The sequence below is a fragment of the Desulfarculus baarsii DSM 2075 genome (assembly GCF_000143965.1).
GTDB lineage: Bacteria > Desulfobacterota > Desulfarculia > Desulfarculales > Desulfarculaceae > Desulfarculus > Desulfarculus baarsii.
Genome location: NC_014365.1, coordinates 2,459,253 through 2,482,364 on the forward strand (window position 1 = coordinate 2,459,253; position 23,112 = coordinate 2,482,364).

The 23,112-nt window shown below is 64.5% G+C and carries 19 protein-coding genes and 1 tRNA gene; 10 read left to right on the top strand and 10 right to left on the bottom strand.

What is annotated here, in order from left to right:
* Window positions 1-153: 153 nt before the first annotated feature.
* Entirely contained in the window at window positions 154-600 is a 447-nt protein-coding gene (locus DEBA_RS11070; protein ID WP_013259024.1) for an NUDIX hydrolase, read from the bottom strand.
* A gap of 151 nt (window positions 601-751) precedes the next feature.
* Between DEBA_RS11070 and DEBA_RS11075 the strand changes: the two genes are divergently transcribed.
* The 4 genes from DEBA_RS11075 (at window position 752) to DEBA_RS11090 (ending at window position 2,435) form a co-directional block, all read left to right on the top strand.
* Window positions 752-958, top strand: a complete 207-nt coding sequence (locus DEBA_RS11075) for a hypothetical protein (RefSeq protein ID WP_013259025.1) — start codon at window positions 752-754, stop codon at window positions 956-958.
* A 4-nt stretch (window positions 959-962) separates the two neighbouring features.
* Window positions 963-1,301, top strand: a complete 339-nt coding sequence (locus tag DEBA_RS11080; protein ID WP_013259026.1) for a cupin domain-containing protein — start codon at window positions 963-965, stop codon at window positions 1,299-1,301.
* Window positions 1,302-1,314: 13 nt separating this feature from the next.
* On the top strand, window positions 1,315-1,845 hold the full coding sequence (locus tag DEBA_RS11085) for a methyltransferase domain-containing protein (protein WP_187288547.1): 531 nt from the start codon (window positions 1,315-1,317) through the stop codon (window positions 1,843-1,845).
* A 92-nt stretch (window positions 1,846-1,937) separates the two neighbouring features.
* The gene (locus tag DEBA_RS11090; RefSeq protein ID WP_013259028.1) at window positions 1,938-2,435 is read left to right on the top strand and encodes a cache domain-containing protein; all 498 of its coding nucleotides are present in this window, start codon (window positions 1,938-1,940) and stop codon (window positions 2,433-2,435) included.
* A 66-nt stretch (window positions 2,436-2,501) separates the two neighbouring features.
* On the opposite strand, the gene DEBA_RS11095 is transcribed toward DEBA_RS11090, so the two are convergent.
* From DEBA_RS11095 to DEBA_RS11115, 5 genes are all read right to left on the bottom strand, one after another.
* A complete protein-coding gene (locus tag DEBA_RS11095) occupies window positions 2,502-3,425 on the bottom strand; it encodes a methylenetetrahydrofolate reductase (protein WP_013259029.1) in 924 nt (307 codons plus the stop codon).
* Window positions 3,422-4,090, bottom strand: coding sequence for a methylenetetrahydrofolate reductase C-terminal domain-containing protein (locus DEBA_RS11100; RefSeq protein ID WP_013259030.1), 669 nt, complete (start codon window positions 4,088-4,090; stop codon window positions 3,422-3,424). Before DEBA_RS11100 ends, DEBA_RS11095 begins: the two co-directional genes overlap by 4 nt.
* A gap of 51 nt (window positions 4,091-4,141) precedes the next feature.
* A complete protein-coding gene (locus DEBA_RS11105) occupies window positions 4,142-8,575 on the bottom strand; it encodes an FAD-dependent oxidoreductase (protein WP_013259031.1) in 4,434 nt (1,477 codons plus the stop codon).
* 392 nt (window positions 8,576-8,967) lie between these two features.
* Complete coding sequence (locus DEBA_RS11110; protein WP_013259032.1) at window positions 8,968-10,740, bottom strand: formate--tetrahydrofolate ligase; 1,773 nt, start codon at window positions 10,738-10,740, stop codon at window positions 8,968-8,970.
* Between the two features lie 354 nt (window positions 10,741-11,094).
* The gene (locus DEBA_RS11115; RefSeq protein WP_013259033.1) at window positions 11,095-13,137 is read right to left on the bottom strand and encodes an FAD-dependent oxidoreductase; all 2,043 of its coding nucleotides are present in this window, start codon (window positions 13,135-13,137) and stop codon (window positions 11,095-11,097) included.
* Between the two features lie 501 nt (window positions 13,138-13,638).
* Between DEBA_RS11115 and folE2 the strand changes: the two genes are divergently transcribed.
* Window positions 13,639-14,427 (top strand): GTP cyclohydrolase FolE2, encoded by a 789-nt coding sequence (folE2, locus tag DEBA_RS11120; protein ID WP_013259034.1) that lies wholly within the window; start codon window positions 13,639-13,641, stop codon window positions 14,425-14,427.
* Between the two features lie 18 nt (window positions 14,428-14,445).
* Entirely contained in the window at window positions 14,446-14,787 is a 342-nt protein-coding gene (locus tag DEBA_RS11125; RefSeq protein ID WP_013259035.1) for a peptide chain release factor family protein, read from the top strand.
* Here DEBA_RS11125 and DEBA_RS17145 read toward each other — a convergent pair.
* On the bottom strand, window positions 14,784-16,142 hold the full coding sequence (locus DEBA_RS17145) for a methyl-accepting chemotaxis protein (RefSeq protein WP_187288548.1): 1,359 nt from the start codon (window positions 16,140-16,142) through the stop codon (window positions 14,784-14,786). The genes DEBA_RS11125 and DEBA_RS17145 overlap by 4 nt on opposite strands.
* 255 nt (window positions 16,143-16,397) lie before the next feature.
* On the opposite strand from DEBA_RS17145, the gene DEBA_RS11135 reads away from it, so the two are divergent.
* Both DEBA_RS11135 and DEBA_RS11140 read left to right on the top strand, forming a co-directional pair.
* Entirely contained in the window at window positions 16,398-17,396 is a 999-nt protein-coding gene (locus DEBA_RS11135) for a 4Fe-4S binding protein (protein ID WP_013259037.1), read from the top strand.
* A gap of 128 nt (window positions 17,397-17,524) precedes the next feature.
* The gene (locus DEBA_RS11140; RefSeq protein WP_013259038.1) at window positions 17,525-17,839 is read left to right on the top strand and encodes an STAS domain-containing protein; all 315 of its coding nucleotides are present in this window, start codon (window positions 17,525-17,527) and stop codon (window positions 17,837-17,839) included.
* Window positions 17,840-17,919: 80 nt separating this feature from the next.
* Here DEBA_RS11140 and DEBA_RS11145 read toward each other — a convergent pair whose 3' ends face one another.
* Complete coding sequence (locus tag DEBA_RS11145) at window positions 17,920-19,206, bottom strand: class II fructose-bisphosphate aldolase (RefSeq protein ID WP_013259039.1); 1,287 nt, start codon at window positions 19,204-19,206, stop codon at window positions 17,920-17,922.
* Between the two features lie 294 nt (window positions 19,207-19,500).
* Between DEBA_RS11145 and DEBA_RS11150 the strand changes: the two genes are divergently transcribed.
* Both DEBA_RS11150 and DEBA_RS11155 read left to right on the top strand, forming a co-directional pair.
* Entirely contained in the window at window positions 19,501-21,246 is a 1,746-nt protein-coding gene (locus DEBA_RS11150) for a sensor domain-containing diguanylate cyclase (RefSeq protein WP_013259040.1), read from the top strand.
* A 108-nt stretch (window positions 21,247-21,354) separates the two neighbouring features.
* Window positions 21,355-21,431 (top strand) — tRNA-Arg (locus DEBA_RS11155).
* A gap of 4 nt (window positions 21,432-21,435) precedes the next feature.
* Here the strand turns inward: DEBA_RS11155 and DEBA_RS11160 are convergent.
* Window positions 21,436-22,629, bottom strand: a complete 1,194-nt coding sequence (locus tag DEBA_RS11160; RefSeq protein ID WP_013259041.1) for a tyrosine-type recombinase/integrase — start codon at window positions 22,627-22,629, stop codon at window positions 21,436-21,438.
* 48 nt (window positions 22,630-22,677) lie between these two features.
* A complete protein-coding gene (locus DEBA_RS18165) occupies window positions 22,678-23,040 on the bottom strand; it encodes a hypothetical protein (RefSeq protein ID WP_187288549.1) in 363 nt (120 codons plus the stop codon).
* Between the last annotated feature and the right edge of the window lie 72 nt (window positions 23,041-23,112).

Sequence of the window (23,112 nt, forward strand, 5' to 3'; positions counted from 1 at the left end):
CACGGTCACCCAAGATGTGCTTAAAAGCCCTCGCGCGGCGCGGCCCGGAGTGACGCGAACCTACCACGTCTCCCAAAACCCGTACCTCGTGAAAGCTGGCGCAGCTTAGCAGCAGTTACGGTGGCGTGTCAACCAGCAAGCACGCATGGCGCTTCAATTTTGCCACCTTTGACGGAGATTGATGGCCCAGGCCTTTTCGATGACGGCCAAGGTGTCCGGGGTCAGGGCCAGCGCGGCCATTTCGTCCATGGTCGCCCAGCGGGCCTCGGCGGCGTCATCGCCGGCGACGGGCTCTTGCCGCGCGGCCTGGCAGAGGTAATCCAGCAGCACGTAATGATACTCCACCCGGCCCTGGCCATCGCGCGAGAGTCGCTCGAAGACCTCCACCAACGGGCCCACCCTCACCCGCACGCCCGTCTCCTCCAGCACCTCGCGGGCGCAGGCCGCCGCCAGGCCCTCGCCCAGCTCCACCGCCCCGCCCGGCAACGACCACAGGCCCTTGGAAGGCTCGCGGCCCCGTTTGACCAAAAGCACCTCCTCGCCGCAAAACACGATGCCCGAGACGCCCACCACCGGTCTGTCGGGATATCTTCTGCCCACGCGCGCCCCTCCCGCCGGCCTTTTTCGTGGCCGGCGTTTGCGTTTTTGTGAAGGCAGCATTATTGAAAAGAGAGGACAATAGGTCAAGCAAAGCTTGCCGCCTTTGACGGCCCGTGACAAAATGCGCCCAGCAAGCCAAGGATTTTCGCCGATGAACATGCAGGATTTTTGCCGCAACCACCCGGATCGGCCGGCCACGGCCCACTGCCAGAAGTATGGCTATGGCTATTGCGATGAATGTCTGGAAACCGACCCCCACTGCTCGGAGCCCGAGATTTATTGCAAGTTCCGGCCCCAATGCGTGATCAACTTCCAGGCCAAGGAAAACCGACGGGCCGCCAGACAAGCGGGAGCATGAACACATGAGCGCCAACGACGTCTATTCCGAGTTCATCCGCCAACTGCCCCAGGCCGACGCGCCCCTGGCCGGGGTCGATGTCCGCCTGATCAGCGGGCCCACGGCCCAGGCGGCCTTTTTCTTTTTGCCGGCCGGCACGCGCGTGCCGCCGCACAGCCACTGCGCCCAGTGGGGCATCGTCGTCGAGGGCGAGATCGAGCTGACCATTGGCATGGCCACGCACATCTTCCACCGCGGCGACCGCTATCACATCGCCGACGGCGAGACCCACGCCGCGCTGATCACCAAGGATAGCTGGGTCATCGACGTCTTCGCCGACCCCAAGCGCTATGCCGAAAAATGATTGGCCGCCCCTTTTGGGCGACCAACGGGCCCTGGCCATGGCCACGCCACCCGAGGCCGCCCGGCGGCTGATCGCCCGCCTGCCGCCGGGCCGCGCGCTGGAGTTGTGCTGCGGCGTGGGCGGCCTGACCCGCTTCCTGGCCCGGGATCGCCAGGTGCTGGCCGTCGATGGCGACCCGGAGCGCTTGGCCCTGGCTCGGGCCAACGTGGCGGCCATGGGCGGCGCGACGGGGGTGGATTTCCTGTGCTGCGACCTGGAGCGCCCCGCCATCACGCCCCGGCCGGGCCTGTTTCGCCTGGCCATCCTCGATCCGGACTGGGCCCCGGCCGGCCAGCCGCCAAACGCCTGGACCGACGATCTGGCCCAGATGCGACCGCCGGCCGACGCCTTGCTGCGCTGGGCCCAAGGCTTTCGCTGCACGATCATCCTGCGGCTGCCGCCCTGGCCGAGCCAGGGCCGGTTCATCAACTTCGGCTACTTTCACACATTGACTTTTCGGCAAAACGGCCGCGAAAAATTCGCCTGGATCATCTGGGGCAATTGATAAACCGTTGCGCGAAGGCCGCCAAAACAGTTAGCATCTACGCGAACATCGTTCGACCGGCAACACAACCCTTGGCGCAACGGAGAGACAGCATGAAAAAAATAGTCGCGACTGCCCTCATTGGTTTGTTGACCCTGGCCAGCGGGGCCATGGCCCAGGAAAAAGCCACGCCCCAGGAAGTCTACGAGATGGTGACCAAGGCCGCCTCCATGCTCGAACAACTGGGCCCCGAGGGCCTGGCCGCCTTCAACGACCCCAAGGGCGAGTTCTCGTGGAAAGACTCCTACGTCTTCATCCTCAACTGCCAGGAAGGCAAGATCGCCGCCCATCCCTCGCCCAAAATCGTCGGGGCCGACGCCTCGGTGATCAAGGACGCCAAGAGCGGCGCGCCCATCCTGACCGAGGCCTGCCAGGCCCTGACGGCCAAGGGCATCTGGAAGATCTACTACTGGCACAAAAAAGACAGCGCCGAACTGGGCCGCAAGGTCAGCTTCCTGATCCCCGTGCAGGGCCAGCCCTATCAGGTCGGCGCGGGCGTCTACGACGACACCTTGACCATCGAAGACCTGAACAAGATCAGCGGTCAGTAGCAGCCGCTCGCCGAACAAAACGACCCCGGCCCAAACTCTGGGCCGGGGTTTTGCGTTTGCGCGGGTCTAGAGCTGCGGCCGGGGCAGGAGCCCGGCGCCGTCAATGATCTCGCGGGCGCGGTGCTCCCACTCGATGGCCATGACGTGCACGCCGGCCACGCCGGGCATTTCGCGCAGTTGGCCGATGGCCTCGATGCAGATGCGAATGCCCTCGGCGGCCTGGTCTTTTTTGTCCACGCCCTGCATGCGCTTGATCAGGGCCTCGGGCACGTCCATGCCCGGCACGAACTTGGCCATGTACTTGGCCATGCCCACTGATTTAAGCGGCGTGACCCCGCCCAGGATGAAGCATTTTTCGTGCAGGCCCCGGTCCACGGCCCGCTTCATGTATTCGCGGAATTTATCCATATTATAGATGCACTGGGTCTGGACGAAATCCGCGCCGGCCTTGATCTTGTTGGCCAGGCGTGAGACGCGGAAAGCGAAGGGATCGCCAAAGGGGTTGACCGCCGCGCCGATGAAAATCTCGGGCGCGCCTTCCAACTCCTTGTCGTTCAAGAATTTTTTCTCGTCGCGCATCTTCTTGAACGTGGCCAGCAGTTGCACGGAGTCCAGGTCGTGGACGTTTTTGGCCTCGGGGTGATCGCCAAAGCGCTGGTGGTCGCCCGACAGGCACAGCACGTTTTTGATGCCCAGGGCCGTGGCCCCCAGGATGTTGGCCATCAGGCCCAGGCGGTTGGCGTCACGGCAGACCATTTGCAGGTTGGGCTCCAGTCCCTGGTCCAGGATCAGCTTGCAGGCGGCCCACGAGGCCATGCGCACCACGGCGGTCTGGTTGTCGGTGATGTTGACCGAATCCACCGCGCCCAGCAGATGGGCGGCTTTTTTGCGCACTTCATCGGCGTGGTTGCCCCGGGGCGGCCCCAGCTCTCCGGTCACCGCGAAATGGCCGGCCCTGAGCACTTTTTCCAGATTGCTGCCCGCTTTCATAGCTTGAGGTCCTCCCTGATCCGCCGACGCGGCCCACCGTCACGGGCGGTGATCCAGTTTTTCACCGGCCAGACCCGCTCCAACTCCTCGGCCCGGCCCATGCGTTCCATTTTTTCGACGATCAGATGCCAAACGCAGTCCACCTCCGGGCCGATCTCGCACTTGCCGCCGGCCGAACCACCGCAGGGGCCGTTCATGAGGCTTTTGCTGCAACGGGCGATGGGGCAGAGCCCACCGAAGTGATGCACCAGGCAGTCGCCGCACGATTGACAGCGCTCCGACCACATGCCGTGGGCCAGCGCGCCGCCGATGAATGTGGTGTTTATGCCCGGAAACACCGGCGCTTTGGGGTAGCGTTCGCTGACGAACTGGGGCCCCACCCCGCAGGCGATGGAAATGATGGCGTCGTAGCCCTCGGCCACGTCGGCCAGTTCCTCGATGTATTCAGGATCGCACTGGCGCTCCAGGGTTCTTTCGTCCACCGTCGGGGCCAGGCCGCGCTTTTTGCGGGCGATGCGCAGGGCCGTGGCCAAGACGCCCACCTCCTTTTCGCCGCCGACGTTGCACACCGTCACGCAGCCCCTACAGCCCAGCACCAAGACCTTGGGCCGCCCCTCGATCATTCGCAGAATCTCTTCCAGCGGTTTCGCGTCGCCTACGATCATATCCAAACCACCTTCCCGGCTCTGGTCGAACCCGTGACGCGGCGGGCGGGGTCAGCCCATGGCCGCCATTTCCTTGGCCAAAATCTGCGCGTCGGTATAGTGTTGCAAGGTGATGGCCTTGCCCGGACACTCGGCCGCGCAGGCCCCGCAACCATAACAAGAAGCCACCTCGATATAGGCCGCGCCGTCCTTGATCTTGGGCACGCCGTAGGGGCAGGTGCGCACGCAGGTCAGGCAGACGGCGCACTTGGCCGGATCGACGGTCGCCACCACGCCGCCGACGCGGATGGCCTTGCGGGCCAGGACGGTCAGGGCCCGGCCCACGGCGGCCTCGGCCTGGGCGATGGCCTCGTCGATGGGCTTGGGATAGTGGGCCAGGCCGGCGATGTAGAGCCCCTCGCTGGCCAGGTCCACCGGGCGCAGCTTCATGTGGGCCTCGAGGAAAAAGCCCTCGCCTTGCAGCGGGGCCTTGAACACCTCGGCCAAGGGGCCCACGGCGTTGGGCGCGATGGCCGAGGCCAGCACCAGGCGGTCCACCTCCAGCTCCACCGGCCGGCCCAGGACGTGATCGCGGGCGCTGATGGCCAGCTTGTCGCCGCGCTGTTCGACCAGGGGCTTGTGCTCCAGATCGTAGCGGATGAACAGCACGCCAAGTTCCCTGGCCCGGCGATAGAGATCCTCGCGCACGCCGTAGGTGCGGATATCGCGGTAGAACACATAGACCTGGGCCGTGGGGTTTTGCTCCTTGATGGCCACGGCGCTTTCCATGGAGTGCGTGCAGCACAGCCGGCTGCAATAGGGCCGCGCCGGCTCGCGCGAGCCCACGCACTGGATAAAGGCCACCGCCGCGAGCTTGCTCGCCAGTTTGGGCTCGCCCTTGAGGCTGGCGTCCCACTCCAGGGAGGTCAGCACCTGGTCGCTTTGGCCATAAAGATATTCCTCGGGCCTGGTCTCGCGGCCGCCGGTGGCCATGATGGCCACGCCGAAGTCGATGGGCGTCTGGCGGCCGGCCGAATCGCCGATGGCCCCCTTGAAGTTGCCCACGAAGCCCTTGCAGGCGCTGACCTGGCTTTCCAGGTGCAGGGTGATGTTGGGGCTGTTGTGGACCTTGGCGATGAGGTCTTCCAGATAGGGCTTGATGGGCTCGCCCTTCCAGGTGACCAGCAAATGATGGGCGTTGCCGCCAAGTTGCGATGTTTTTTCGACAAGATGCACCGGATAGCCCGCCTCGGCCAGGCTGAGGGCGGCCGTCATCCCGGTCACGCCGCCGCCGACCACCAGCGCCGCCTTGGTCAGGGGCAGCTCCACCTGATGCAGCGGCCGGGTCAGGGCGGCCTTGGCCACGGCCATGCGCACCAGATCCTTGGCCTTGTCGGTGGCCTTTTGAGGCTCTTGCTGGTGCACCCACGAGTCTTGATCGCGGATGTTGGCCATTTCGAAGAGATATTTGTTCAGGCCCACCTCGCGGATGGTTTCCTGGAACAGGGCCTCGTGGGTGCGCGGCGAGCAGGAAGCCACCACCACCCGGTTGAGGTTGTGCTCCTTGATGATCTGCTTGATCTTGTTCTGGGTGTCTTGCGAGCAGGTGAAGAGATTGTCGTCGACAAAGGCCACGTGGGGCAGCGTGGCGGCGTATTGGCGCACGCCGGGCACATCGACCACGCCGCCGATGTTGATGCCGCAGTTGCAGACAAACACGCCGATGCGCGGCTCCTGGTCGTCGATATCCAGCTCGGCCGGATATTGCAGCTCCTTGGTCAGCGTGCCACGGGCCTCGGCCAGGCCCTTGACCGAGGCTCGCGCCGCCGCCGAGGCCTCCATAACCGCCTGGGGGATGTCCTTGGGCCCGGCGAAACAGCCGCAGGCGTAGACGCCCGGCTGGCTGGTGCCCACCGGCAGGAAGGAGCTGGTGTCGCTGAAGTTGTAATGGGTCAGCTCCACGCCCAGGCGCTGGGCCAGCTCCACGGCCTCGGCGCCGGTTTGCAGGCCCACGCTCAGCACCACGATGTCGAAAAGCTCGCGCTTGGGGTTGCCGTCCTCGTCGACGTATTCGATGGAGAGCATGCCCTCCTCGGCCGGATCGACGCTGTGGGCCCGGCAGCGGATGAAGCGCACGCCGTGCTCCTGGCGGGCGCGGTCGTAGTATTTCTCGAAATCCTTGCCGTGGGTGCGCATGTCCATGTAAAAAATGGCCGTGTCCAGCTCGCCAGGGGAGTGCTCCTTGGCGATGACCGCCTCCTTGATGGCGTACATGCAGCACACCGCCGAGCAATAGCCGTTGTCGCAGTGGTTGATATCGCGGGAGCCCACGCACTGCAACCAGGCGATTTTCTTGGGCTCAACGCCGTCGCTGGGCCGCTGGAGATGGCCCTGGTAGGGCCCCGAGGCGCTCAGCACCCGCTCGAACTCCATGGCCGTGACCACGTTGGGGTGGCGGCTGTAGGAATATATGTCGAACTGGCGGGGGTCGTAGGCGTCGAAGCCCGGGGCCAGGATGACGCTGCCCACATTGAGGTTCAGCTCATGGGGCAGTTGATCGTGGGCCGGGGCCTTGGCCTGGCAGGCCTCCACGCACTGGTAGCAATCGCAGCAAACGGCGCAGTTGAGACAGCGCTCGCCCTCGGCCTGGCCTTGCTCGGGGCTCAGGCCCAGCTCGAACTCGACGAAATCGCCCTTGCGCTCGGCGGCCGGCCGCAGGGGCATCACCGGGCGGGCGGCCTTGGCCAGGTCGTCCGGGATGGGGTTGTGGCGTGGCTTGTCGCCCAGCTCCAGCTTGCTCCGGCCGTGGGCCAGGTCTTGGCCATCGAGCAGACGCGTGATGCTGATGGCCGCCTCCCTGCCGGCGGCCACCGCGCCGATGGCGATCCACGGCCCGCTGACCGCGTCGCCGCCGGCGAAAACGCCGGGCCGGCTGGTGGCCATGGTGATGGGATCGGCCTTGATTGTGCCGCGCGGCGTCAGCTCCACGCCCGAGTTCTGGCCCAGAAACTCCAGGTTGGGCCGCTGGCCGATGGCCGTGACGACCAGGTCGGCGTCGATGTCGCTGGTCTGGCTTTCGTCGTATTGCGGCGCAAAACGGCGGTTTTCGTCGAAAACCCGCGTGACTTTTCTGAGCGTCAGGCCCAGCAGCTCGCCTTGCGGGCCGCGCCGCACGGCGGCCACGCCCTGGCGGTGGATGAACTCCACGCCCTCTTCCAGGGCCTCGTGGCGCTCCCAGGGGCTGGCCGGCTGTTCCTCGGCCGACTCCAGCATGATCATGCGCACCCGCTTGGCCCCGCGCCGCAGGGCCGTGCGCGCGCAGTCCACGGCCACGTCGCCGCCGCCGATGACCACCACGTCCGCACCGTCTGGCGGGTTTTGCCCCAGGGCCGCAAGCCGCAGATAGTCCAGCGCCGAAATGACTTGCGGGCCATCCTCGCCCGGCGCGCGCAGGGCAAAGCTGGCCGTGGCCCCCACGCCCAGAAACACCGCCCGAAAACCTTCGCGGCCCAGCAGGTCGTCGATGCCAAGCTCCGGGCCCAGGGGCGCGTTGAGCCTGATCTCCACGCCCATGTCGGCGATATTGTCGATTTCGCGCTGCAAAACGGCTTGGGGCAGGCGATACTCCGGCACGCCCACGGCCAGCGCGCCGCCGGCCACGGGCAGGGCCTCGAAGATCACCGAGCGCACCCCGGCCCGCGCCAGGTGATAGGCGCAGGCCAGGCCAGCCGGCCCGGCCCCCACGATGGCCACCTTTTCCTCGCGCCAGGCCGCCTCGGGCTGGGCCACGTTCTCCACGCCGACCACGTCGGCCGCCAAGCGCTTGAGGTCGCGGATGGCGATGGCCTCATCCACCTCCAGCCGGCGACAGACGCTCTCGCACGGGTGCGGACAGACCCGGCCGATGGCCCCCGGCAAGGGCAGATCCTTCATGATGATGGCCAGGGCCTCGGCGAACTTGCCCTGCTTGGCCATCTGCACGTAGCCCTGCACGTTGAGGTTGGCCGGACAGCTGACCTTGCAGGGCGCGGCGTCGAGCTTGGTGATGGAGTAGGCGTTGGGATAAGCCTGGGCATAGCGCTTGTAGATGGCCTTGCGTTGGCCCAACTCCTGATCGAACTCGTTGGGCACGCTGACCGGACAGACCTTGACGCAATCGCCGCAGGCCGTGCAGCTCTCCGAGGCGACAAAACGCGGGTTTTGCTCCACCCGCGCCACGAAATCGCCCGGCTTGCCGCTCAGCCCCAGAACCTGGGCGCAGGTGATTATCTCGATGTTAAGGTGCCGGCCGCACTCGACCAGCTTTGGCGAGACAATGCACATGGCGCAATCGTTGGTTGGAAACGTCTTGTCCAACTGGGCCATGCGCCCGCCGATGGCCGGCGACTTCTCGACCAAATAGACGTAATACCCGCTGTTGGCCAGGTCCAGCGACGCCTGAACGCCGGCGATGCCCGCGCCGACGACCATCACCGCCCCGACCTTTTTGTTTTCTCCGCTGGCCATAAACCGCCTCCCCGTGGCAAAGGCCGACGCGCGCCTGGCGCGGCGCGGCGTCGGGGTTTGGACCCAAGCGCCGTAGCGGCTTTCGCGTGGGCAGGCCCACGGGAAGTGGAGTAAAACTACGATTGATTACTATATCCGTGGGCATTTATATGATTCACCATACAACAAAACGCCGCGTCTTTGAAAGTTTTCCCATCAATATACTGTTATTAATTTATGATTCCAGGCGCTTACAAGAGAACAAGCGGTGGAGCAAGCGGAAATGATTATAAATTCCGGCCGTAAAGGGCCAACGAAAAAGGCCGGCCGCCATTGCTGGCGACCGGCCTGGCGCGCTTGTCGCGCGCCGTCGCAAGCCCAAGCAGCCTCGGGCTCGCGACGGCGGATGGTCTTTAGAAGATGCCCTTGACCTTGCCGCTGTCGGTGTCGACGTCGATGCGGCGGAAGGCCGGGTTGGAGCCGGAGCCGGGCATCAGGCTGATGGTGCCGGCCACGGGCACGACGAAGCCGGCGCCGCCGTAGGTCAGGATATCGCGGATGTACAGGCGCCAATTCTTGGGCACGCCCTTGAGGTTGGGGTTGTCGGACAGCGACAGGTGGGTCTTGACCATGCAAGTGCCCAGCTTGGACAGCTCGGGGTCGGCCTCGATCTTCTTGGCCTTGGCCTCGGCCTCGGGGCTGTAGTCCACGCCGTCGGCGCCGTAGACCTGCTTGGCGATCAGGTCGAGACGCTGACGCAGCGGGGTCTCCAGCTCGTAGAGCAGCTTGAACTGGTTCTCTTCTTCGCAAGCGTCCTTGACGGCCTCGGCGAACTCGATGGCGCCCTCGCCACCCTTTTCCCAGTGACGGCTGACGGCGACGCGGGCGCCGGCGGCCTCGCACAGCCGCTTGACGGCCGCGATCTCATTGGGGGTGTCGGTGTAGAAGCTGTTGACGCACACCACGGGGTTGATGCCGGCGCTCTTGACGGTGGCGATGTGGTGCAGCAGGTTGGCGCAACCCTTCTCGACCCACTCGACGTTCTCGCCCTGGTACTCTTTGGGCATGGGCTTGCCGGGCACCGGAATCGGCGCGCCGCCGTGGCACTTCAGGGCGCGGATGGTGGCGACCACGACCGCGCAATGGGGCTTGAGGCCCGAGTAGCGGCACTTCAGGTTCCAGAACTTCTCGAAGCCGATGTCGGCGCCGAAGCCGGACTCGGTGACGTGGTAGTCGCTGAGCTTGAGGGCGCAACGGTCGGCCAGGATCGAGCTCTGGCCGATGGCGATGTTGGCGAAGGGGCCGGCGTGCACGAAGACCGGCTGGCCCTCGATGGTCTGCAGCAGGTTGGGGTTGAGGGCCTCGTTCATCCAGGCGGTCATGGCGCCGGCGACTTCGAGATCCTCGGTGGTGATGGGTTTGCCGGCGCGGTCATAGGCCACGACGATCTTGCCCATGCGCTCGCGCATGTCCTTGAGATCCTTGGCCACGGCCAGAATGGCCATGACTTCCGACGACACGGCGATGCCAAAACGCGACTGCATCAGGAAACCATCGCGGCGGCCGCCCAGGCCCATGACGATGTTGCGCAGGCCCTGGCAGCAGAAGTCGATGATCCAGCCCATCTCGATGTTGGTGGGATCGATGTTGAGGCGCTTCATGCCAGACAGGCGCTCGAGCTGCTCGTCGTTGTAGTTGCGCTCGTGCTGCAGGCGGGTGTTCAGGGCCACCATGGCCAGGTTGTGGGCGTTCATGATGGCGTTGATGTCGCCGGTCAGGCCCAACGAGAACGGGGTCAGCGGCACGCACTGGGCCAAACCGCCACCGGCGGCCGAGCCCTTGATGTTCATGGTCGGGCCGCCGGAAGGCTGACGGATGGCGGCGGTGACCTTCAGGCCCAGCTTGCCCATGCCCTCGACCAAACCCATGGTCGAGGTGGACTTGCCCTCGCCCAGCGGCGTGGGGGTGATGGCGGTCACGTCGATGTACTTGCCGTCGGGGCGATCCTTGAGGCGCTCAAGAACCTTCTTGTAGTCGACCTTGGCCACGTAATGGCCGTGGGGCAGCAGCTCTTCCTCGGTCAGGCCCAGATCGTCGGCGATCTTTTTGATGGGCTGCATGAACTCTTCGGCGGCCTCGGCAATCACGTAATCGGGATTTTTAGTGGGATCGGGCAGCTTAGGCATTAGAACAACCTCCCTACAGCTACACAAGAAAGCAGGCCGCCTTGGGCGAGATTCCAGCGGAGCGCCGCCGACGGCCAGAACTAATGGAAGCCTGCGACGCCGCCAGCCCTTTGCCGGCGGGGGGCTTCCTATTTTGCCTAATTTTTACGTCCGGGCAATATCATGGAAATTGCAAACTCGTCAAGAGAATACGCTCACAATCTGGCCTATTTTTTCGCCGGCCAGGCCCCACTGACCGTGCGCATATCTGTAACACATCCAAACAACGGCATTATTATTAAAAACAACCGCCGTCGGCGACCGGCCAAGGCCAATCCCGCCGACGGCGGTTATAGCGTTATCGCCGCGCGCGGCTCAAGCGGCGGCGGGCAGCTTGCCTTCGCGCTTGTAGCAGATCAAGCCGCAGTTGAGGCAACGCGAAGCCTCGGTCTTGGCCGCCCGCTCATCCAGGCCCAGCTCGATCTCCAGGCCGGCGTACACGCGGCGCTCGGGGGCCAACTCGGGCATGGGCTGGCGTTGAGGCGCGGCCAGCAGGTCGTCGAGCGCCTCGACATCCAGGGCGCAATCGGCCGAGCACAGCATCTGGGCCGGCGCGGCCACCGGACGCCCGCTCAGGGCCATGTGCGCCGAGGCCGCCGCCCGCCGGCCGGAGCCGATGGCCTCGACCACCGCCCGGTGGTCGGCCACCGTGGGCAGATCGTCGAACAGATCGACCACCGGCCGCTCGGGCGGGCCATAGGGCCGCAGCGACCGCCAGTGCAGGGCCTCGTCATTGGCGTAGGGGTCGGCCTCCTGGCGGACAAAGATCAGTTTTGGCAGGCGGCCGCTGGCGATGATGATGGACGAAACGCCCTCGACGGCCTGGGGCTGATCGTCATCGCCGGCGATGACGTATTCCAGCCGCTCGGCGCGGTCTCCGCCGCCAAACAGGCCGGTCACCGAGGCCTCGAAAACGCAGTCGACGCCCTCGTTGGCCAGGGCCAGAAGCCCTTGAGCGTCCAGGCCCAAGGCCTCGCGGGTCTGGCGCAACAGCGCCAGCGCCCGGCCCGCGCCGCGTTGGCGGGCCTGGCGGGCCACGTTCAGAGCCTCCGCCCCGCCGCCGACGATAACCACGTTGCGCCCCAGGTCAATGTCCTGGCCCTTGGCCCAGGCCATCTTCAGGGGCAGCATCAGGTGCAGGCCGGGCATGGTGCGCGGGGCCTTGCCGCCGCTGAGCATGGCGTCCCAGCCGCCCGAGGCCATTATCACCGCCTCGAAGCCCTCCTTGAACAGCTCGGGCAGATTGCAATCGCGGCCAAAGGTCTGGTTGAGCCGGGCCTCCACGCCCATTTCGAGGATGCCCTCGATCTCCCAGTCGAGCACCTCGCGGGGCAAGCGTTCGGCCGGCAAGGCCGTGCGCAGCATGCCGCCCAGCTTTTCGCCGGCCTCGAACACCGTGGGCGCGTAGCCCAGGCGGGCCAGGAAATAGGCCGCGGTCAGGCCCTCGGCCCCGCCGCCGATCACGGCGACTTTGCGGTTTTTGGCCGGGGCCTTGTAGGGCTGGACGCGCTTGCCGCTTTGCATCTCGTGGTCGGCCAGAAAGCGCTTGATGTTGTCGATGGCCACCGGCTCGTCGACCTTGGCGCGCCGGCAGGCCGCCTCGCAGGGGCGCGGGCAGATGCGCCCGCAGATCAACGGCAGGGGGTTGCGCTCCTTGACCACGGCCAGGGCGTCGTCGTAGCGGCCCTTGGCGGTCAGATCGATGTAGCGGGCCACGTCGATGCCGGCCGGACAGGAGCGCTGGCAGGGCGCGGTGCACTGGTTGGGCGTGAATTCGCGCAAGATGCGGTTGGACACCGAGGTCAACCCGGCCGCGCCCATGGGGCAGACCCTCTCGCAGGTTCCGCAGCCGGTGCACAGGGCGGCGTCGACCTGGGGCAGGCCGTTGGCCCCGATCTGGATGGCCCCGAAGGGACAGTTGACCACGCAGGTGCCCAGGCCCAGGCAGCCCACCGGGCACTCCTTGGGCCCGCCAAAAAGCAACACCGCCGCCCGGCAATCGCGGATGCCGTCGTATTGATATTTCACGTCGGCGCTGGCCGTGGCGTAGCGGCAGTTGACGTGGGCCACCACCGGTTCGCTCGCGCTCAGCGCCAGGCCGAGAATCTTGGCCACCTCGGCCTGCACCGCCGCGCCGCCACCCACGCAGGCGCTGGGCGGGATGCGCCCGGCGGCCATGGCCGCCGCCGCCGCCGAACAACCGGCCATGCCGCAACCGCCGCAATTGGCGCCGGGCAGAGCCTCCTCCACCGCCGTCACCAGCGGATCGACCTCCACGGCGAATATCTTCGCGGCCACACCAAGGCCCACGGCGGCGGCCAGACCCAGGCCGCCAATCGCCAACGCCTCAACGATCATCGTGACATACCCCTTGTATTGGTTTTCCTTCGGCGATATCGAAAAACCGCGAAAAAGCGAAAGTAGCCCGGCGTCGGGCCGCCACCCGGCGCCAAGCGGCAAGTAATTAACTGATCAATGTTAACTCTTCACCATCGCCGTTTCAAACTCTTTTGTAACATTTTGCACAAAAACAGGTCCGAGGCCGGCCCCGCCAACAAATCAACGCGGGGCCATCAAGATAATACATGGATTTATCAAGCAAAAATTTGCGGCAATCTCCGTGACGCCCCTGCTGGACAGCGCCACGGCGCGCCGCCGCCCGGCGATGAACAATGCCTCATTATTCAGCGAAAATTTGTTACCAACCATGCCGATAGCAAATATCGATCCGCGCCGCCCGGCGCACCGGCGGTCCGATCGGGCGCGCCGCGCGGGCTTTTCGTCGTGGCTAAAATTAATCGGCGCATCGCTTGACTGGAGGGGACATACCTCTATAATCCGATAGCCAAGAGGATGCCCATGAAAGACGTGCAAAACCAACAAGACCACCGCAACATCGTTATCGACAAAGTCGGCGTCAAGAACGTGCGCTACCCGATCACGGTGCTCGATCAGGTCAACGTGACCCAAAACACCGTGGCCACCATCAACATGTACGTCAAGCTGCCCCACCAATACAAGGGCACGCACATGAGCCGCTTTGTCGAGATTCTGGCCGAGCACAACAACAACATAAACATCAACAACATCCCCGGCATCCTCGAGGAAATGAAGCGCCGCCTGGACGCGCCCAGCGCCCACATTGAGGTCGATTTCCCCTATTTCATCGAAAAGGCCGCGCCGGTCAGCGGGGCCATGGGCCTGATGGAGTACAACATCGCCTTCCGGGGCAGTTTGGGCCGGCGCGGCATGGACCTTATCGTCGAGGTGGCCGTGCCCATCACCACGCTCTGCCCCTGCTCGCGCGAGATCAGCCGCCACGGGGCCCACAACCAACGGGGCATGGTGCGCTTGGCCGTGCGTTTCCGCAGTTTCATCTGGATCGAAAAACTCATCCGCGTGGTGGAGGATTCGGCCAGTTGCGAGGTCTTTTCGCTGCTAAAGCGCGAGGACGAAAAGCACGTCACCGAAAAAGCCTATGAAAACCCGATGTTTGTTGAGGACATCGTGCGCGACGTGGCCGAAAAGATGGACGCCGACCCCAATATTTTCTGGTATTCGGTGGAAAGCGAAAACTTCGAGTCGATCCACAATCATTCGGCCTACGCCTACATCGAACGCGACAAACGGCCCCAGCCTGGGGCCTAGCCAGCCGGCGTCCAAACCATGAGCAAACCCAGCCCGCCACCCGAACACGAGCTTTCCTGGGAATATTTTCGCGCCTCCGGCCCCGGCGGCCAACACCGCAACAAGGTCGAGACCGGCGTGCGTCTGACCCACCTGCCCAGCGGCCTGGTCGTCAGCGCCACCGAACGCCGCAGCCGCGAGCAAAACCGTCAGGCCGCCCTCGAACGCCTGGCCCGCCGTCTGGCCGACCAGGCCAAGCCGGTCAAGCCGCGCCGGCCAACCAAACCCAGCCGCTCGGCCAAGGCCAAGCGCCTGTCCGAAAAACGCCTGCGCGGGGCGGCCAAGGCCCTACGCGGCCGGGTTGGCGACGACGAATCCTAGGCCTTTTCGCCCTTGATCAACGTTTCGATGCGCCAGACCACGCCCATCATCTGCCTGGCCTGGGTGTTGAGTTCCTCGGCCGCCGCCGCCGACTGCTCGGCGCTGGAGGCCACATCCTGGGTCAGGTGGTTCATGTCCGAGATGGCCCTGGTCATCTGCTCGATGCCAAGCGCCTGCTCGCCCGAGGCCTCGGCGATCTCGGCGACCATGCGGCCCACGGCCTGATTGTGGAAAATCACGCGCTTGAACGACTCCTCGGCCTGGCCCACCAGCCGCACGCCGGAGACGATGTTTTCCACCGAGCCCTGGATCAGGTTCTGGGTGCTGCGCGCCGCCTCGGCCGCGCGCAGGGCCAGCGAGCGCACCTCGTCGGCGACCACGGCGAAACCGGCCCCGGCCTCACCGGCCCGAGCGGCCTCCACGGCGGCGTTAAGGGCCAACAGGTTGGTTTGGAAGGCTATCTCGTCGATAGCCCGCACGATCTGGGCCGTCTGCTCGCCGGCGGTCTGCACCGCGTCCATGGCCACGGCGGCCTGGCTCATCAGCCTGGACGCCTCGTCGAGCACCTTGGCCGCCTCCTGGCGCGAGCTGGCGGCCTGGCTGGCGTGTTCGGCGGTGCGCTTGATCATCGCCGACATCTGCTCCAGCGTCGAGGAAGTCTGCTCCAGGTTGGCCGCCTGGCTGGAAGCGCCTTCGGCCAGGCCCTGGCTGGAGCTGGCCACCTGATCCGAGGCCGAGGCCACCTCTTGCGAGCCGTAATGCAGCTTGTCGATGACCTGCTTGAGCGGCCGAGCCACGGCCACCGTCACCAGCCAGGCCAGGCCCAGGCCCAGGGCCAGGCCGATGGCGATGAACAGACCCGTTTGCCACTTGGCCGCGCCGATGCGCGAGTGCATGTCGTTTTTCATTTCGGCGCGCACCTGCTCGCACAGGCCGATGGCCGAGCGGGCGGCGGCGACCATCTTGCTGCCTTCCTCGTTCTGGGCCAGCCTGCCGTCGGCGGCGTATTGGGCGGCGAAGGCGTCGAATTCGGCCTTGTAAACGCCCACCTCGGCGGCGATGCGCCCCATCTTTTGCCGGCCGGCCTCGTCGTCAAACAGGGCCTTGGCCGCGGCCGCCTCCTTCAGCACGCCGGCCACGGCCTTGTCAACCTTGGCCAGATAGGCCTTGTCGCCGCGGATGATGAAGTTCTTTTCGTGGCGGCGGGCCTCCAGCACGCCTTTGATGATCTCGCCACAGGCGTCGGCCTTGGCCACGCGGTCGGCCACCTGGCTCAGCGCGCCATAGCCCAGCAGCGAGACCAGGCATAGCAGAGCCAGCAAAACGGCGAATCCACCAAAAACCTTCGCGCTCAATTTCATCTTTCCAAACATGGTCGCCTCTCCCCGATGCTGTTCGCCGGAAAAAATTCCCCCCAATCGTAACCTGACCGCGACAAAAAACACATAGGGCCTTTCATTCAATCACACGTTTTTTTTCACCCAACCTCACGCACGGCCCATCGCCCGCCGGGGCGCGGCCTTTCATTGTTGACAGGTCGTCCTGTCTATAATTTATGATGCCCCATTACAGCACACGCATGATTTAGCGCCCATTTCCGAGAGGTCGTTATGAAAACGCCGTATGAACAATTGGCCGAGAAGATCCATCTGGGCCATTCCCAACGGGTCGCCAAGTTATTTCAACTCATCGCCGAGCCGCTGGAGGCCCAGATCATGCTGGCCATGCCCGGCCAACCCCAGGCCATCGCCGACAAACTGGGCCTGGAGGCCCAAGCCGTGCAAACGGCCATCGACGCGCTGTTCATCAAGGGCCTGGTCTTTCCTTCGGCCAAGACCAGCCCGCCCACCTATCGCATGACCCGCGACATCATCCAATTCCATGACGCCTCCATCCTGTGGCCCCAGGCCAGCCAGGAGTTCCTCGACGCCTGGCGCGACTACATGGACACCGAGTGGCTGGAGTTGGCCAGGGACAACGCCCACCTGTTGCCCAAACCCTTCAGCCGGGTCATCCCGGTGGGCGTGAGCATCCCGGCCAGGCAACAGGTGCTGGATTTCGAAAGCATCAACCAGATCATCATCAACGCCACGACACTGGCCGTGACCAAGTGCACCTGCCGCCTGACCATGCACAACTGCGACCGGCCCCTGGACAATTGCCTGCAAGTCAACCGCGCCGCCGAATACAACCTGGCCCGGGGCACCGGCCGCCAGGTCAGCAAGGAAGAAGCCCTGGCCATCTGCCGCCAGGCCGAGGAGCAGGGCCTGATCCACGTGACCATCAACTCCAGCGAGGTCAGCCACTTCATCTGCAACTGCTGTCCGTGCTGTTGCCAGACCATGCCCGTGTTGATCAAACACGGGACCAAGGTCATCGACCCCAGCCGCTTCCGGGCCGAGATCGACCCCGAGGCCTGCACCGGCTGCGGCCTGTGCCACGAGCGCTGTTATTTCGGGGCCATCTCCTGGAGCGAAGGCGAAGGCTCGGCCAGCCAGGTCGACGCCGAAAAATGCCTGGGCTGCGGCTTGTGCATGGTCACCTGCCCGGCCGAGGCCATCGATCTGGCCGAGGTCCGCGCCAGGGATTTCGTGCCCGGCGCGGCCTGACGATCGAGGGCCACGAACCGTGAAAGTCGCGTTGCGTCCAGCCGGCCAAGCTGCCACAATAAAAAAAGCCGCAGCGCGCACCGCGCGCGGGCCGGCGTTGGCGTCCACCAAAAGTGGGAGATCGTAGTTTGAGCGTCATAGTTGATATAAATGGCGACACGGCCAGGGTCGTCCCGGTGGGCACCATCGACGAGGCCGGCGCGGAGCGACTCAAGGCCAGCCTGGACAAGATAGACCTGAACAAGGTCAAAAATATCGAGCTGGATTTCCGGGGCGTGCCGTTCATCGGCAGCGCCGGCATAGGCAAGCTTCTGTCGCTCTATCGGCTCGTCGCGCCCAAGGGCGGCGCGGTGACCATCATTAACGTAACCCAAGATATCTACAACATCTTTCGTGGCACAAAGCTCACCGAGGTCTTTTCGGTGCGGGTGGCCCGTTCCTAGGCCTCTGGATTGCCCAGCGTGAAACGGCGCGCCCCGACAAACTCGGAGCGCGCCGTTGTTTTTCGCGAAAACGATCCAGATCAGTCGTCGAAGTTGCCCGCCGGGCCCTTGTTTCCCACCACGCTCTTGGCCTTTTGCTCGATCGCCGCCGGCGTCCACTGAGCCGGCTCCTCGATGCGCGTGGCCTTGGGCCCCAGGTCGTACGTGCCGGCCCGCAGCAGGGCCTCCACGGCCAGGGGCGCGGTGTCGGTGGCGTTGAAGACGTTGGCCAGCAGATTGTAGACGAAGTCCTCCACCGCCTGAGCCATGCGTTGGCGCACCGCCAGCGGCTGCGAGAGGATCTTGTTCTCGAAGGGCAGGTTGAGGCTCTTGAAGTTGCCGCCCTTCCAGCCCTTGTCGGCGGCGTAGGCCAACATCTCGGCCCAGAGTTCGTCGCTCACGCCGGCCCCGGCGAGCTTTTTGAAGTTGCCGTCGGCGTCGAGGGCGGCGTTGCCGTAGTCGTCTACCTCCACGCCCCACGAGATCATTTGCAGGGCCGTGGCCACGTTGGCCTTGGTGGTGTTGGTGAGGCTGGCGATCTCGCGCAGGCGGTCGGAGTTGTTGCCGCTGGTGCCGTGCTGGGCCCCGGAAACGTTGTAGGGCGCCAGGGCGTCGTGGATCGATTTGGTCAGATCGACCTGGATGCCCTGCTCGGAAGTCTGAATGCCGTGGGCGGTGCCGTTGTTGAGGGCGATCCAGTCGGGGAAGATGCCGTTGGCGTTGAGGCCGCGGATCAGAAACAAGGCTTCGTCGGGGGTGGACATGCCCTCTTTGCCTTTTATTTCACCGACTTCTGTCTCCAGCCCGGCCCACTTGGGCACCAGCGGGTTGAGGGCGATGCTGGCCAGGAGATTCTTGTCGTCGGGCAGGTGGGAGGCGTCGATGGCGATGGAGGTCAGCCCCGCCTCGAACATGGTGGGGATCTCCACCTGGGCCTTGGTGACGTCCTTGTCGCCCTTGATGCCGTAGTGGTCGGCGTGGACGGCCACGGGCACGGTTATGCCCAGTTCGTTCATGAGTTGGTCGACCAGCAGCGCGATGTTCCAATAATTGACCGCGCAGTAGGCCGAGGCTCCGCCCTCGGATTTGGCGATCTCGATGATGATGGCGGCGTTGGCCTTTTGGGCCGCCAGCAGCGCGCCGCGGATGACCAGGCGGCTGCGGCCGTTGGCGGCGATGGTCATGGCCTTGCCCTTGGCGAGCATGGCCCGATCGACGGCCTTGCCACTGACGATCAGCGCGCGGGAGTTGGGAAAGAGCTTGACCACGTTGGGCGGGCGGCCCACCGACAGCGCTTTTTCAAAATCGGCCTTGGAGACGGAAGACATGATTTTATCCTCCACAAAAGGATTGAGTTGGCCCAATATGCAAATGGTCGCCCGGGCCTTGGATCGACACGGCCGGCAACCGGATCGTCCGCGCGGGCGATCACACGATTGTGCAATCATTGCTTCATTCGATCATACAACAATTTTGGCCAAAGGGCACCGCGGATCGTCCTTTCGGCCCGGCTGGCGAAAATGGCGGGCAACCGCCCTGGATTGAGTCATAAATCCGTTGCTGCTGATCAGCCAAGTGTCCGTCAACGCCTGGTTCGGGCCAGGTGAAGCGGTGAGCTTCCCATGCCGTGCAAACACTGGCTAACCATTTCGTTGTTTCTGGCGCTGGCGGCGCACTGCCCCGCCGTTGCGGCCGCCGAGGCCTCGGCGGAATTCTTTGGTGGGCAAAACGTTTCGGCGATGGTGGAGTTGCTGGAAGACCCCGGGGGCCGCATGGGCCTGGCGCAGGCCCTCGCGCCAGCCAGTCAGGCCGCCTTTCGGCCGATCGAAGGCGACCGCATCGAGATCGGCTTTTCCGACTCGGCCTGGTGGGGCCGGCTGAAAATCCCGCCCGCCGCCCCAGGGCGAGCCTTCGACCTGCTGGAGTTCACCAAGCCGGCCCTCAGCCACATCGACGTCTACTTCCCGATCACCCAAAGGCCCAACGCCCCGCCGCGCTGGCGCAAGGTCGCCGGCGGCGAGTTCGTGCCCGTCGACCAGCGGCCCATCGCCTTCCGCTGCCCGATCTTTGCCATCACGCCGGACACGCCGCCAGAGACTCGCATCTACTTTCGCATCAAATCATTGGTGTCGATCAACACGAAGCTGGTCTGCTGGCGCACCGCCGATTTCCTCAGCGCCACCTTTTACGACAACATGGCCTTCGGCGCCATTTACGGCGCGCTGCTGGCCATGGGCCTCTACAACCTGATCCTGTTCCTCTCCCTGCGCGACAAAGTCTATCTTTTCTACGTCGCCTATGATTTTTCCATCATCTGCTACCTGGCCTCGGTCTACGGGCACATCGCCTTTTTACCCCACGCCGCGACGATCATGGGTCCATCCACCTACCTGATCCTGTCGGCCTTTGGCCTGATCGCCGGCATACTGTTCGTGCGCGCCTTCCTCAGCATCCGCGCCACATCGCCGGCCTGGGACATCCTCACCAAGCTGGCCGTGCTCATCATCTGCCTGTCGCTGTCACCGGCGCTGTGGGACGACCACAACGCCAGCAACCGCGTCCTCAACCTCGTCGCCCTGATCATCGGGCTGCTGTTCCTATGCTTGGCCAGCGACTATCTGCGCCGCGGTTATCGGCCGGCGCTTTACCTGGTCATCGCCTGGGGCGGCTTCATGCTGGGCGTGTGCCTGTTCAGCCTGGGTGGCGTCGTCATACCGCGAACCCCGCTGACGGTCTACATGCTGCCGTTGGGCGCGGTGCTGGATGCAGTGCTTTTGTCCTTCGCCTTGGCCGACCGCATCCGCAGCCTGCAGAGCGAACGCGCCGATTTGGCCAAGTCGCGCAGCCATTTCATGGAGTTGGCCAGGCGAGACGGCCTAACCGGACTCTACAACCGGCGGCACGCCTTCGAACATCTGCGGCGCATACTGGCCGAACATCAAGAACAGGCGCGGCCGCTTTCGCTCTTGATGCTCGACGTCGATGACTTCAAGGCCTTCAATGACACCTTCGGTCATCCCGAGGGCGACAAGGTGCTGGTGGGCTTGGCCGCGGCCATCTGCCAGGGCGTCCGCGCCCGCGACACGGCCTGCCGTTATGGCGGCGAGGAGTTCATGGTCGTGCTGCCAGACAGCTCCAACGCCGACGCCCTCAAGGTGGCCGAACGCATTCGTGACGCCTTCGAACAGACGCGCTTCAATCCCGGCGGCTTCCGGCCGCTGAGCGTCACCGTCAGCATCGGCGCGGCCAGCCTGGCCGGGGCCGGCGACAACCTTGAAGCGTTGGTCGGCCGGGCCGATCAAGCCCTCTACGCGGCCAAGGCCAGCGGCAAAAACCGCACCGTCTCCTTTGACGACCTGCCGCAATGAGCGGCCGGCCCACGCGCCGCGTCGGCCCGGGGATAATGGCCGCCCGCGCAATTTGCCCCGGCCAAGGCCTTGGCACGGCGCGCCGATTGTGCTAGGTTTGCCGCCAACGTCCTCGTAGCTCAGTAGGATAGAGCGACGGCCTCCTAAGCCGTAGGCCGCCCGTTCGATTCGGGCCGGGGACACCAACGATTACAAGGGGTTAGCTTCGGCTGGCCCCTTTTGCATTGGGTCAGGGTGCGTATAGGGTGCGGCGGGGTGCGTGAAAAGGCTGGGCGTAAGGCTGTGATTATCCAGTTTATCCACAGCGTTACGGTTGCCGTCCGGGGCCAAGTGACCGTAGGTGTCAACCGTTAAACTGATGCTGCAATGCCCAAGTTGGTCCCTGACGTAGGCCAGACTTTCGCCGTTTTGAATCAACAAACTGGCGAAGGTATGGCGCAGGTCGTGAATGCGGACACGGCGCAAGCCGGCATACTCAAGGGCCTTGTACCAAATCCGATTGCGAAAGTGGTAATCGTGGACGGGCTTGCCTTCAGCGCTGAGAAAAACCCTGTCCGGCACCTTTCCCCAGCCTTTGGCCAGGGCCTCGCGTTTGCGCCGCGCTCGTAGGTCAAGCAGCACGGCGGCAAGCTGGCGACTCATGTCAACCCGCCGCCCCTTGCCCGACTTCGGCGTTTCCATTCGTTCGCGGCTCACGCCGCGCCGGATCATGATGAAGCCGCCCCGGAAGTCAATATCTCCCCATTCCAGGCCCCGCGCCTCGCCAAGACGCATGCCCGTTCTGGCCAGCGTCAAAATCATGGGGAACGCATTAGGGAACCTGTCCCTGACCACCTCAAGCAGATGGTCAAGCTCTTGCGTGGTTAGCGGCTCTATGTCGGCTTTGCGGTCCTTGATCCTGATAACGCCCCGCCCCATTCGCTGGCCGGGGTTGTGGGCGATGTAGCCGGCTTCAACGGCGCGGGTCATCACGCCCGAGATCACGTTCAGCATGTGCCGCACCGTCGAACCAGCCAGGCCAGATTTCCCTTTCTGCAACAGAAAATCCTTGATCATCAAGCGCGTGATTTGGTCCACGGGCTTTGAGCCAAAACGGCGCAAGATATGGTTCGCCAACAATCGTTGGTAGTCCTTCAACGTGCTGGCCTTGCAGGTGGCCGGCACGGTCAAGGCAATCCATTCCTTGGCGAGTTCGCCGAACGTCGGCATGGCCTCATCTTCGACGATGAACTTACCAGACGCCAACGCGGCCTCGATCTTGCGCGCCGCTTCCTTGGCGGCCTTTTTGTCGCCCACCAACTTTGACTTGCGCTTGCCGTCGTGGTTGACGAAAACCCACCACGCGCCGCTTCCTTTGACCTTTTCTCTGACTGTCACTCCCATAGGCCCTCCTTGTTTTGCGAATCGCCGCCGATATGTCGGCAATTTATTTTACCACGTTTCGGCCGCAAGTTCGTCGCGGGATTGACGGCCAACACCTTCAGGCAAATTTGCCTGAAGGTCTGTTCGCGTGCCTTGCCTTTCCTTGGCCAATAGGTTCCGGCAAATTTGCCGGAACCTATTCTCGCCCTGGGCCGCAAGTTCGTCGCGGGATTGACGGCCGACCGCTTCAGGCAAATTTGCCTGAAGCGGTTTTGCGCCAAGCGCGCCCGGCCCGCTGGTCGCTTGCCTTTCCTTCGCCCTGGCCCTCACCACGTCTTCGAGTTGCAACGCCAGTTGCGCCCGTTGCATGTCGTTCAGGTTGCGCCGGCCAAGCTGGCCTGGGCCGACTTCCAAATAGCCACCACAAGCCACGATCTTTCCTCGGCAATGGTTTGACAGCGGCCAAACGCCGATCGTCGCTCTACGTGTCAATTTGGAAGCCTC